The organism is Acidovorax sp. HMWF029, assembly GCF_003060895.1.
GTDB lineage: Bacteria > Pseudomonadota > Gammaproteobacteria > Burkholderiales > Burkholderiaceae_C > Acidovorax.
The window spans coordinates 1-11,677 of record NZ_QAIH01000131.1; the positions used below are offsets into that span (position 1 = coordinate 1).

The 11,677-nt window shown below is 67.0% G+C and carries 10 protein-coding genes and 1 pseudogene; 6 read left to right on the plus strand and 5 right to left on the minus strand.

Translation table 11 applies throughout. From position 1 onward, the window contains the following. The 4 genes from DBR12_RS08855 to gstA form a co-directional block, all read left to right on the plus strand. A partial coding sequence (locus DBR12_RS08855; protein WP_233244367.1) for an RNA polymerase sigma-70 factor occupies positions 1-892 on the plus strand: 892 nt, incomplete at its 5' end. A gap of 173 nt (positions 893-1,065) precedes the next feature. Continuing rightward, the gene (locus DBR12_RS08860) at positions 1,066-1,527 is read left to right on the plus strand and encodes a carboxymuconolactone decarboxylase family protein (protein ID WP_108616919.1); all 462 of its coding nucleotides are present in this window, start codon (positions 1,066-1,068) and stop codon (positions 1,525-1,527) included. A 168-nt stretch (positions 1,528-1,695) separates the two neighbouring features. Further along, complete coding sequence (locus DBR12_RS08865) at positions 1,696-2,469, plus strand: class II aldolase/adducin family protein (protein ID WP_108616920.1); 774 nt, start codon at positions 1,696-1,698, stop codon at positions 2,467-2,469. A gap of 116 nt (positions 2,470-2,585) precedes the next feature. Continuing rightward, complete coding sequence (gstA, locus tag DBR12_RS08870) at positions 2,586-3,194, plus strand: glutathione transferase GstA (protein WP_108616921.1); 609 nt, start codon at positions 2,586-2,588, stop codon at positions 3,192-3,194. A gap of 8 nt (positions 3,195-3,202) precedes the next feature. Here the strand turns inward: gstA and DBR12_RS08875 are convergent, their stop codons facing one another. After that, positions 3,203-4,441: a YbfB/YjiJ family MFS transporter gene (locus DBR12_RS08875; protein ID WP_108616928.1), complete on the minus strand. Its 1,239-nt coding sequence runs from the start codon at positions 4,439-4,441 to the stop codon at positions 3,203-3,205. A 191-nt stretch (positions 4,442-4,632) separates the two neighbouring features. Between DBR12_RS08875 and DBR12_RS08880 the strand changes: the two genes are divergently transcribed. Further along, a complete protein-coding gene (locus DBR12_RS08880) occupies positions 4,633-5,736 on the plus strand; it encodes an alkene reductase (protein ID WP_108616922.1) in 1,104 nt (367 codons plus the stop codon). Positions 5,737-5,887: 151 nt separating this feature from the next. On the opposite strand, the gene DBR12_RS08885 is transcribed toward DBR12_RS08880, so the two are convergent. The 4 genes and pseudogenes from DBR12_RS08885 to DBR12_RS08895 all read right to left on the minus strand — a co-directional run bounded on the left by DBR12_RS08885 (position 5,888) and on the right by DBR12_RS08895 (position 11,112). Then, the gene (locus tag DBR12_RS08885) at positions 5,888-6,475 is read right to left on the minus strand and encodes a hemerythrin domain-containing protein (RefSeq protein WP_108616923.1); all 588 of its coding nucleotides are present in this window, start codon (positions 6,473-6,475) and stop codon (positions 5,888-5,890) included. A 238-nt stretch (positions 6,476-6,713) separates the two neighbouring features. Beyond that, entirely contained in the window at positions 6,714-7,061 is a 348-nt protein-coding gene (locus tag DBR12_RS22665; protein WP_369861430.1) for a CZB domain-containing protein, read from the minus strand. A gap of 9 nt (positions 7,062-7,070) precedes the next feature. Then, positions 7,071-8,732: pseudogene (locus DBR12_RS08890) on the minus strand (methyl-accepting chemotaxis protein); the annotation flags it as partial. A gap of 118 nt (positions 8,733-8,850) precedes the next feature. Next, a complete protein-coding gene (locus tag DBR12_RS08895; protein ID WP_108616925.1) occupies positions 8,851-11,112 on the minus strand; it encodes a cation-translocating P-type ATPase in 2,262 nt (753 codons plus the stop codon). Positions 11,113-11,279: 167 nt separating this feature from the next. On the opposite strand from DBR12_RS08895, the gene DBR12_RS08900 reads away from it, so the two are divergent. Next, the gene (locus DBR12_RS08900; protein WP_108616926.1) at positions 11,280-11,483 is read left to right on the plus strand and encodes a heavy-metal-associated domain-containing protein; all 204 of its coding nucleotides are present in this window, start codon (positions 11,280-11,282) and stop codon (positions 11,481-11,483) included. The last annotated feature ends 194 nt before the right edge of the window (positions 11,484-11,677 follow it).

The following is an 11,677-nucleotide window of genomic DNA, read 5'->3' on the forward strand; positions in this document are numbered from 1 at the left end:
CCCCTTCACCCCCCTGCGCCCGCGCCTGTTCGGCATTGCCTACCGCATGCTGGGCGTGCGCGCCGATGCCGAGGATGTGCTGCAGGACGCCTGGCTGCGCTGGAGCCGCCAGGACCCCACCGCGCTGCAGTCGGCCGAGGCTTGGCTGGTGACGGTGGTCACGCGCCTGTCCATCGACCGGCTGCGCGCGCTCAAGGCCGAGCGCGAGGCCTATGTGGGCTGGTGGCTGCCCGAGCCGCTGGTGGAGCTGCACGACCCCACCACCGGCGATGCGCCGCACCACCACACGCCGGAGGCAGCCGCCGAGCTGGCGGGCGAGCTGTCGGTGGCCTTTTTGTATGTGCTGGAGCGCCTGGGGCCAGAGGAACGCGCAGCCTTTTTGCTGCGCCAGGTGTTCGACTACGACTACCCCGAGATCGCCGCCCAGCTGGGCAAGACCGAAGCCGCCTGCCGCCAGATGGTGCACCGCGCGAGCGAACGCGTGCAGCAGGCACGCACCCGCTTTGAGGTGCCACGCGATGTGCATCACCAACTGCTGCAGCGCTTCATGGTCGCGGCCCAGAGCGGCGACCGCAACGCCATCGAAGCCCTGCTGAGCGAGGACGCGCAGCTCATCGGCGACGGCGGCGGCAAGGTGCCGTCCTTCCCCAAGCCACTGGTGGGGCCGTTTCGCATTGCCAACCTGTACTGGGCCCTGTTCCTTCGCCTGGGTGCGCAGGTGGTGTACCGCATGGCACTCATCAATGGCGAGCCGGGGCTGCTGCGCTACGTGGACGGCCAACTCGAATCGGCGCAGGCATTGGTGACGGATGGGGAGCGCATCACGGCGATCTATGCGGTGCGCAACCCGGACAAGCTGGCGGGGGTGCCAGCAATGCTGGACGAACGCTGAGGCGACAGAGGCGACAGAGGCGAAAGAGGCGAAAGATTTTTTAGGAGGGTGCCCGGCCTGTCACAACCGCGCACCGCTCAACGTCTTGAAGGGTATGGAAGGCGGCAGCAGCCCGTTCACTGCGGCTTCTTCCAGAGCAGTTTGTTTTCTTTCCAACCCTTCAGGAGTTTTTCATGCCCCAGCACACCGCCCGCCTCCCCTACCACCAGCTCTCGTCCCAGGCCTTCATGGGCCTGGTGAACCTGTCCGACACCGTCAAGAAGGGCTCCCTGGGCCTGCGCCTGACAGAGCTGGTTTTCCTGCGCGTCTCGCAAATCAACGGCTGTGCGTATTGCATGGACATGCACTGGCATGTGCTGGTCAAGGACGGCATGGCGCCGCGCCACCTGAACGCGGTGGCGGGCTGGCGCGAGGCACCGTTCTTCAGCGAGCGCGAGCGCGCCGCACTGCGCTGGGCCGAGATCATCACCGCCACGCCCCACAGCGATGCGAGCGACGAAGAATTTGCCAGGCTGCGGGCCGTGTTCAGCGATGCGGAAATCTCCGACCTGGGTTTTGCGATTGCGATCATCAACGGCTGGAACCTGATCAACGCAGGCATGCGCGCACCGATTCCGGAGACGCCCGCCGCGTGATTTCAGGCAAAAAAGGCCTTCTCCGCGCGACTGCATTGCCTCGAAAGCTACTATTTTTATAGCGCCTTCTGATCCACCCCCCGCCTGTGTAGCGTGCCTGACAGTCACCCGCGCCCCATCGGCCTACAGTGGTGCCTCCCCCAACCACAACAGCGGAGACACCACCCCATGCTCACCATCCCCTCGCTGCAAGCCAGCGTCAGCCCTGAAGAATGGCAACTGCGCTGCGACCTTGCCGCCTGCTACCGGCTCGTTGCGCTGTATGGCTGGAGCGACCTGGTCTTCACCCACATCAGCGCCAAGCTACCCGAATCGGTTTCGGGCCCGGGCGAGCACCAGTTCCTCATCAACCCCTATGGCTTGATGTTTGACGAAATCACCGCGTCGAGCCTGATCAAAGTGGACATGCAGTGCAACAAGCTGCACGACTCGCCCTTCCCCGTGAACCCCGCTGGCTTTGTGATCCACAGCGCCGTGCACGAGGCCCGGCCCGAGGCGGGCTGCGTGCTGCACACCCACACGCGCGCTGGCGTGGCCGTGAGCGCGCAAAAGTGCGGTGTACTGCCCATCAGCCAGCAAAGCACCTTTGTGCTGGGCTCGCTGGCGTACCACGAGTACGAAGGCGTGGCCTTCCGCGACGAGGAAAAGCCCCGCCTGCAGGCCGACCTGGGCGAGGCCAACTTCCTCATGCTGCGCAACCACGGGCTGCTCACCGTGGGCAAGACGATTGCCGACGCGTTCCTGTCGATGTACACCTTCGAGAACACATGCCGCATCCAGATTGATGCGCAGGCAGGTGGCGAGTTGACACAGGTGAACCCGCAAATCGTGAAGGGCGTGGCCCAGGCCATGCGCGTGCAGACGGGCGGCCTAGGCGGCGCCTTTGCCTGGCCTGCGCTGCTGCGCAAGGTGCAGCGCGACCTTCCAGGCTACGACAGCTGACGCGTCCCATCCCAGACGCACCTCAGAGCAGGTGCCGGGGTTGTGCCCCGGCGCCTGCAAGAATCCTGCGCAACGCATAGCATCGGCGGTTTCCGACCGTTTTCAAGGACCTATCCATGAAGCTGTACTACTCGCCCGGCGCCTGCTCGCTCTCCCCCCACATCGCCCTGCACGAAGCAGGCCTGGCCTACACCCCCGTGCTGGCCAGCACCAAGAGCCACAAGCTGCAAGACGGCACCGACTACTACACCATCAACCCGCTGGGCTACGTGCCCGTGCTGGAACTGGACAACGGCGAGCGCCTGCGCGAAGGCCCGGCCATCGTGCAATACATCGCCGACCAGGTGCCCGACAAGCAACTGGCCCCCGCCAACGGCACCCTGGCGCGCTACCGCCTGCAAGAATGGCTGACCTTCATTGGCACCGAGCTGCACAAGGGCTTCAGCCCCCTGTTCAACCCCGCCACCCCCGAGGGCTACAAGCCCCTGGTGCGCGAGCGCCTGCTGCAGCGCCTGCAGTGGGTGGACGACCAGCTCGCTGGCAAGCAGTACCTCATGGGCGAGCAGTTCACCGTGGCCGACGGCTACCTGTTCACCGTGACCAACTGGACCCAACCCACCAAGCTTGACATCTCCGGCCTGGCGAATCTGGCGGCCTACCGCGAGCGCGTGGGTGCCCGCCCTGCGGTGCAAGCCGCGATGAAGGCTGAAGGGCTGCTGAAGTAAGGCTGGGGTTACAAGGGGCGCTGCCGCCACGCCACCAGCGCCCCCACCCACAACGCGCAGGCCGAGAACACCAGCCCGCGCGCCAAGCCTCCGGGGCCATCGGCGATCCAGCCCACCACCGTGGGCCCCACGATCTGCCCAGCCGCAAACACGATGGTGAACGCGCTGATGCCGCTGGCCCACAGCGCCTGCGGCAGGTTGTGCCGCACCAGGGCGGTGGTGGATGCCACCACCGACAGAAACACCCCGCCAAACAGCAGGCCCGATGCCAGCACCACCGGCCATGCGCCCGTGACTGCGGGCAACAGAGTCGCCACACCCAGCAGCGCGTTGAGCCGCGCCAGCGCCTCGCCGCCGCGGCTGCGGTCCAGCAGACCAGCCCAGATGCGCGACGACAGCACCACGGCCAGCCCCAGCAGCGCATAAAAGCCCGTGATCGCACCCCCACTGGCGCCCTGCTCGCGCAGCAGCGCCACCACAAAGGTCATGTAGCCGATGTAGCCCACGCCAAACAGCCCGTAGCCCAGCAGCGCAGGGGCCAGGGCTCGCCAGTGCAGCCTGGCGGGCGGCGGCGTGATGTTGAACGCCGTGGGGCTGGCCGGTGGCGGGGCCAGCACCTGCAGAGCCTGGGCGGGCCACCACAACACCGCCGTGGCCGCCGCGCAAGCCAGCGCCAGCGCCCACCAGGCCCACGCCCAGGGGTGCGGCACGGGCCCCGCTGCCGCCAGCACGCCCGGCACCAGCAACGCCGACAGGCTGATGCCCCAGCCCGTGCCCCCGTAGTACAGCCCCAGCAGCAGACCGCTGCGCCCAGGCTCATGCGCGCCCAGCCGCGCGGCCAGCAAACCCCCGGCGATGAACACCAGCGCACTGGCCACCCCGGCCAGCAGGCGCTGCAGCAGCAGCCAAGGCGCAGCGGTAAAAAACCCGCTGAGCCCCATGAACACCGAAGCCAGCACCGCCCCCACCAGCAACACCCGGCCCGCAGCGGCCCGCCGCAGCAGCAGCGGCGTGGCCAGCGCACCCAGCAGGTAGCCCAGCGCATTGGCAGTGTTCATGCCCCCGGCGAGGGTGTACGACCAGCCCAGGTCTTCGCGCATAGGTGGCAGCAGCAGGGCATAGGAAAAGCGCGTGATGCCCAGCGAAATCGCGGCCCCCATGGACAGCGCCACAGCCAGCCACAGGGCCTGGATGGGCGCTGTGGAGGAAGAAGCAGGAATGTCAACAGGGGCTGGGCGTGTGGGCATGGCGTTTTGATTCTGCCGCAGCCCGGTAGAGCGTGCCGGTGCCAGCGCCCGGCACGCCAACCGCCCGCGCGGTTATCACAAAAACAGAAGCCTTGTTGACACATGTGCGCTGCAAGTTTTGCGCTGCAGCATTACGCTTGCGCCCGTTCCATCGATGGTCTGCAACCCTTTTTCTCCGAAAGCCTCGAACCATGCCTTTCCTGTCCGACCCCGTCCAAGCCGGTGACCTGCAACTGGCCAACCGCATTGCCATGGCGCCGCTCACGCGCAACCGCTCGCCCAATGCCATCCCCACCGACCTGGTCGCCACCTACTACACGCAGCGCGCCAGCGCGGGCCTGATCATTTCAGAGGCCACCGCCATCAGCCAGCAGGGCCAGGGCTATGCCGACGTACCCGGCCTGTATGCGCCCGAGCAGATTGCGGGCTGGAAAAAGGTGACGTCCTCCGTGCACGCAGCAGGCGGCAAGATCGTGGTGCAGCTGTGGCATGTGGGCCGTGTCTCGCACACCGACCTGCAGCCTGGCAATGCCGCGCCCGTGGCACCCTCAGCCCTGCAGGCCAACACCAAGACCGTGCTCATCAAAGACGGCGTGCCCACCTTCACGCCCACCTCCATGCCCCGCGCGCTGGAGCTGGCCGAGATTCCCGGCATCGTGGCCGACTACCGCCGCGCCGCCCGTGCCGCCATCGAGGCCGGTTTTGACGGCGTCGAGATCCACGCCGCCAACGGCTACCTGATCGACCAGTTCCTCAAGACCGGCGCCAACCAGCGCACCGACGCCTACGGCGGCAGCATCGAGAACCGCGCCCGCCTGCTGCTGGAAGTGACCCGCGCCATCGTCGAGGAAATCGGCGGTGGCCGCACCGGCATCCGCCTGTCGCCCGTCACCCCCGCCAACGACATTGTCGATGCCGACCCGCAACCGCTGTTCGACTACGTGGTGCGCCAGCTCGGGCCCCTGGGCCTGTCGTACCTCCACCTCATTGAAGGCGCCACCGGCGGCCCGCGCGAAGTGGAAGGCCGCCCGTTTGACTACACCGCCCTCAAGGCCGCCTACCGCGCTGCGGGCGGCCAGGGTGCATGGATGGTCAACAACGCCTACACCCGCGAACTGGCCGATGCAGCCATCGCCAATGGCGCCGACATCGTGGCCTTTGGTCGCCCTTTCATTGCCAACCCCGACCTGGTGGCGCGCCTCAAAACCAACGCCCCGCTCAACGAGGTGAACCGGGCCACGCTGTACGGCGGTGGGGCCGAGGGGTATACGGACTACCCGGCGCTGAGCGCCTGAGTTCGCACCCAGCCCCGGCGGGGCGCGCTGGTGACAACTGGCGCTGAGCAAGCCAGCGGCCGCCGCGCAAGGGCCGCCAAGCTGCTTAGGCAGCGCTGCGCTCGCGTGCGCTGGCGGCGTCCCCCCTGAGGGGGAAGGCGCCGAAGGCGACTCAGGGGGGGCTTCCAAGCCCTATCGGACTGGGAGCCCGCATCACGATGCGGGTGAACAGGCGGTCATACGCCACATCGCGCGGCTTGCCCGGGGCCAGCGGGTTGGTGTTGCTGGCAAAGGCCGCGTCGATGGCCACCCAGTCACCCGGCAGCAGGTTTTCCTGGGCCGCTGGCAGCACCACAGACTCCTCCAGCCGCATATGGTCGAGGTAGAAGCGGATGTAGCGCTGCAGCGCCTGGGCAAACACCTCGCGCCGCGCATCGCCCATCAGCTCCCAGCCCAGCAGCAGGTGCTGCAGCTCGCGCACGGCCGCCTCGCCACCCGCGTGTTCGCGTTCCAACTGCGCAATGGCCTCGGCGGCCTGGGGCGAGCGTTCGGCCACCCGGGGGAACAGCCACTGCGATTCCTTGGGGTGATGCTGCCGCTCGGGAAACTCGTCGATGTAGAACAGCATCGCCCGCATCACATCAAAAAACGCGGCGGGATCGTCGCCCGGGCCCTGGTCGAGCATCAGGCGCAGCGAGTGCAGCACCGCCGCGAGCGACGCATGCTCCTCGCGAATGGTTCGCAGGCTGATCGATGACATGGCGCACGCTCCCGCAGAATGAACAACAGGGCCAAGGGTGCCACGCCAGGGGCCCGTCCCCCATGAGGCAGGTCAACAAACCGGGCGCAGAACGTGGCGGCGCACCGCCCGCACCATGGCGCTGCCCCCAAAGAGCAAAGGTCCTGCAAGCCAAGCCTGCAGGACCTTGCGCACGGTACGCCGCATCGCTGGATTCAGAGCCTCCGCCAGGCCAGGATCGGGTCCACCGATACAGTGATCAGAGCTGGTTGCGCAGCTGAACGATCGCTGCGCCCACCGCACTGGAGGCTTGGGAGAACCGCGTGTTGCCAGCCAGCGCTTCCTCCGCTTCCGCGTAAGCGCCACGGTTGATGATCCTGGCGATTCCACCTGCCACCTCGTGGAATTCTCGGTGCCGGTCCACCAGCGACTGGAACGCCGGCAAAGCGCCATAGGAGCCCTGTCCCTTGCCATGCAGCCAGCGGCCCAGTTCGCAGCAATCGTCGCGGCCGATGGTGTCCGCATCCAGATGCTCACGCTGCTGGGCGGCATTGCGCAGCTTGGCGCGCCACTGCGCGTGGGCCTTGATGGCCGACTCCAGATCAATGCCATTGCCAGACGGGGCCGCAAGCGCCCTGGCAGTGGGCGCAGGGGCAGGTGCCAGCGCCATGGAGTGCCCACCCGCAAAATGCCCCACTGCTGCAGCATGCCCGCTGTCAGCCAAGCGGAACTGCTGCACCACCTGCGACAGACGCGCTGCCTGTTCGCGCAGCGACGCGGCGGCGGCGGCTGACTCCTCCACCAGCGCGGCGTTCTGCTGCGTCATGCGGTCAATCTCGCCCACCGAGCCATTCACCTGGCCAATGCCGGCCGACTGCTCGGACGCCGCTGCCGTGATCTCACCAATGATGTCACCCACGCGCTGCACGCTGCTCATGATGTCCTTCATGGCCGTGCCCGCTTCTTCCACATGGCGCACGCCGCCATCCACCGCCGTCACGCTGCTCTGGATCAGGCCCTTGATGTCGCTCGCTGCTGCTGCGCTGCGCTGCGCCAGGCTGCGCACTTCGCTGGCCACCACCGCAAAGCCCCGGCCCTGCTCACCCGCACGGGCGGCTTCCACGGCGGCATTCAGCGCCAGGATATTGGTTTGGAAAGCAATGGAATCGATCAGGCCGATGATGTCGCCGATCTTGCGGCTCGATGCCGAGATCTCGTGCATGCTGGCCACGGCCTGCTGCACCACACCCCCGCCGTGCGTCGCCATCTGCGATGCCGATGCCGCCAGCTGGTTGGCCATCTGCGACGAAGACGCCGTCTGCTGCACGGTGGACGTGAGCTGCAACAGCGAAGCCACGGCCTCTTGTGCATTGCTGGCAGTCTGTTCGGTGCGCTGAGACAGGTCCTGGTTGCCCGAGGCGATCTCCTGGCTGGCCGTGGCAATGCTACCGCTGGCATCGCGCACCTGCGCCACCAGCGCGCCCAGACCTTTCTGCATGTCGCGCAACGCGCGCTGCAGGTCGGCCACTTCGTCCTTGCCCTCGGCCGCAATGTTCTGCGAGAGATCACCACCCGCAATGGCCTGCGCCATCTTGCGTGCCTCTTCCAGCGGACGGCAGATGGAGTTCATGTTCATCAGCGTGGTGGGGACCACCACCACCACCGTAATCAGCACTGCCAGCACAAACAGCCATTTGGTCTGGTCAGAGACCTGGCCCTGCTGCGCCACCGACTGGCGGACCTCATTGCGCAACACCGTGTCCAGCTCCACCATCAGCTTGTCGGCCAAGTCGAATTCGGCCACGGCCTTGCCACTCATGCGATTGGCAATGGTGGCCGTGTCGTAGCCGCTGGCTTCCAGTTGGCGTGCAACATGGGCAAACAGGTCCTTGTAGCTGTCAAGCTTGGAGATGATGTTGCGCACCACCACGTTGTCAGCGTCCTCGCCCCCTTCCAGAAACTTGCCCGCAATCTTCTTGGCCTTGTCGTGGCTGGCCAACCACTTGGTGTGGGCGGCCTTTACTGCCTCGGGCTTTTCGTAGGCGATGATCATGTCCTTCTCGTACTGGCGGATGGCCCCCATCTCACTGTGCAGGTCTGCCATGGTGCTCACCTTGACGAAGGCGTTGTCCATGAAGTTCTGGCTCATGTCATGGATTCGGAACATACCCAGCATGCCCGCGCCCCCCAGCATGCCCAACAGCCCCAGCACCACGCCGATGGCCCCCAGCATGCGCAAACGTATGGTGAACTGCCGCATGACCGAAAAGAGTTTCATGATCTGTCGTCCTTCATATGGGTATGGTGCGCGCCGGACTCTCAGCCCCCCATGGCACGCACTTCGAAACAAAGTGTTGCAGTTTGCCAGACAACGGGGATGCGCCAGCACATGTTTATCACACGCGCCACCGCTTGAGTAGAAGGGCATTCGCCATGACGCTGACCGAGCTCAGCGCCATGGCTGCACCCGCCACCACCGGGCTCAGGTAGCCCAGCGCCGCCAGCGGAATACCCGCCACGTTGTACGCAAACGCCCAGAACAGGTTCTGCCGGATCTTCATCACCGTGCGGTGCGAAATATCCAGCGCCGCCGCCACCAGCATCGGGTCGCCCCGCATCAGCGTGATGCCCGCCGCGTGCATGGCCACATCGGTGCCATTGCCCATGGCCATGCCCACATCGGCAGCCGCCAGCGCCGGGGCATCGTTAACGCCGTCCCCTACCATCGCAACATGATGGTGCCTGCCATCGGCGCCCTGTTGCAACGCCACAACCCGGGCCGCCTTGTCGCCCGGCAACACCTCCGCCATCACCTCGCCCGCGCCGGGGTCCAGCCCCAGGCGCCGGGCCATGGCCTCGGCCGCGCCCCGGTTGTCGCCCGAGATCATCACCGTGCGGATGCCCCGCGCCTTCAGTGCCGCCAGCGCCTCGCGCGCACCGGGCTTGGGTTCATCGCCAAAAGCCATCAGTGCTTGCAATTGCAGACCTTGCGCGGTGCGCTGCGCCACAGCCGATACGGTGGCGCCCTCACGCTGCAAGGCATCCGCGCGGCCTGCGAGCGGCCCCAGGTCCACGCCCAGCTCCTGCATCCAGCGCAAGCTGCCCACCAGGGTGCTCTGGCCGTCCACCTCCCCCTCGGTGCCGCGCCCGGGCACGGCGCGCACGTCCTGCGCGGTGACCACGGTGATCGGCCGCTCGCCAGCAGCTGCCACCACCGCACGCGCCAGGGGGTGCTCGCTGCCGCTTTGCACCGCCGCCACCGCCGCCATCACAGTCGCTTCGTTCAGGCCGGGCACCACCTCCAACGCCGTCAGCCGGGGCCGCCCCACCGTCAGCGTGCCGGTCTTGTCAAAGGCCACCACATCCACCTTGTGGGCCAGCTCCAGCGCCTGCATGTCCTTGATCAAAATGCCGTTCTTGGCCGCCACGCCCGTGCCCGCCATGATGGCCGCTGGCGTGGCCAGCCCCAGCGCACAGGGGCAGGCAATCACCAGCACCGCCACGGCGTGGATCAGTGCGGCCTCCATGCCCACGCCCATCCACAGCCAGCCCAGCAGCGTGGCCAGGGCCACCACCAGCACCACGGGCACAAACACGGCAGATACCTGGTCCACCAGCCGCTGAATCGGCGCCTTGGCCGCCTGTGCGTCTTCCACCAGCCGGATGATCTGGGCCAGCACCGTCTCGGCACCCACGGCGGTCACCGCCATCACGATGCGGCCATCGCCATTGATCGAGCCGCCGGTCAGCGCCGCGCCCACATCGCGCGCCACGGGCAGGGGCTCGCCGGTCAGCATGGATTCATCCACCTGCGTGTGACCCTCGTGCACCGTGCCATCCACAGGGATGCGCTCACCGGGCCGCACCACCAGCCGGTCGCCCACCAGCACCTCGGCCACCGGCACATCCACCTCGCCGCTCTGGCTCAGCAAATGCACCACATCGGGCCGCAGCGCATGCAGCGCGCGGATGGCAGCCGTGGTCTGGCGCTTGGCACGCGCCTCCAGCCACTTGCCCAGCAACACGAGGGTGACGACGACCGCAGACGCCTCAAAGTACAGGTGCGGCACATGCCCCGGGTGGTCGGTGGGCGCCGTCAGCCACAGCCACATCGACAAGCCCCAGCCCGCACTCGTGCCCAGCGCCACCAGCAAATCCATGTTGCCGCTCAGCGCCTTGGCCGCATGCCAGCCCGCCTTGTAAAAGCGCGCACCCAGGATGAACTGCACCGGCGTGGCCAACGCAAACTGCACCCAGGCGGGCAGCATCCAGCGCTGGCCGAAAAGGTCGCCAACCATGGGCAGCACCAGCGGCGCCGACAGCAGCAGGCCCATGCCCACAGGCAGAAACCCCACCCAGGGCGACTCGTCCTGCGGTGCATCCTCCTGCCCCGCCGCGCGCGGCTCGTAGCCCGCATTGCGCACCGCACGGCGCAGCAGCGCCTCCATGGCCGCAGCGTCAGCGCCCACACTGGGGACAAAGGCAATGCGCGCAGACTCGGTCGCCAGGTTGACCGATGCCTCCTGCACGCCCGGCACCTTGCGCAGCGCGCGCTCCACGCGGCCCACACAGCTCGCGCAGGTCATGCCAGAAATGCCCAGGTCCAGCGAGTGAACGGACCCGGGCGCAGTATCGGAGGGGGTGATGATGGTGTTCATGACGGGGATGCTGATCCTTGACGTGATGGCAAGGTCAAGCATTGATTTTTATCAACCCTCACACCATGAGTGGCTTGCACGGCGTTTGACTCTGCCACGATGTCAAGCTTCACCATTCACTGCGGTCGCACCAACGGCGGCCTTTTCAACACCTACAAGGACACACCATGGCACCCACCACCACTTTCCAAGTGCAGGGCATGACCTGCGGCCACTGCGAACGCGCCGTCACCCAGGCCGTGCAGCAGGTAGACCCCACCGCCCAGGTGCGCATCGACCGCGCCAGCGGCAAGGTGGACGTGGACAGCACCGCCCCGCGCGAGGCCCTGGCCGCCGCCATTGCCGAAGAAGGCTACACCGTTGCGGCCTGAAAGCAGGTGGGCCGCCAAGCACCCGTTCCGCTCCTCGTCTGCCCTCCCCACCGTTCACGCTGAGCCTGTCGAAGCGCCGCGCAAGGCTTCGACAGGCTCAGCCCGAGCGGTTTTGAAAAGCGAATGCAACGCCGGACACACAAGGCCGCGACCATGACCACACCAACGCACCTGCCCGCCCGCCCGTCGGCCAC

Bases quoted from the DNA above. Each gene is read 5' to 3' on its own strand.
- DBR12_RS08865 (WP_108616920.1), top strand. From the start codon at position 1,696: ATGCTCACCATCCCCTCGCTGCAAGCCAGCGTCAGCCCTGAAGAATGG.
- DBR12_RS08875 (WP_108616928.1), bottom strand. From the start codon at position 4,441: ATGCCCACACGCCCAGCCCCTGTTGACATTCCTGCTTCTTCCTCCACA.
- DBR12_RS08885 (WP_108616923.1), bottom strand. From the start codon at position 6,475: ATGTCATCGATCAGCCTGCGAACCATTCGCGAGGAGCATGCGTCGCTC.
- gstA (WP_108616921.1), top strand. From the start codon at position 2,586: ATGAAGCTGTACTACTCGCCCGGCGCCTGCTCGCTCTCCCCCCACATC.
- DBR12_RS08880 (WP_108616922.1), top strand. From the start codon at position 4,633: ATGCCTTTCCTGTCCGACCCCGTCCAAGCCGGTGACCTGCAACTGGCC.
- DBR12_RS08860 (WP_108616919.1), top strand. From the start codon at position 1,066: ATGCCCCAGCACACCGCCCGCCTCCCCTACCACCAGCTCTCGTCCCAG.
- DBR12_RS08895 (WP_108616925.1), bottom strand. From the start codon at position 11,112: ATGAACACCATCATCACCCCCTCCGATACTGCGCCCGGGTCCGTTCAC.
- DBR12_RS08900 (WP_108616926.1), top strand. From the start codon at position 11,280: ATGGCACCCACCACCACTTTCCAAGTGCAGGGCATGACCTGCGGCCAC.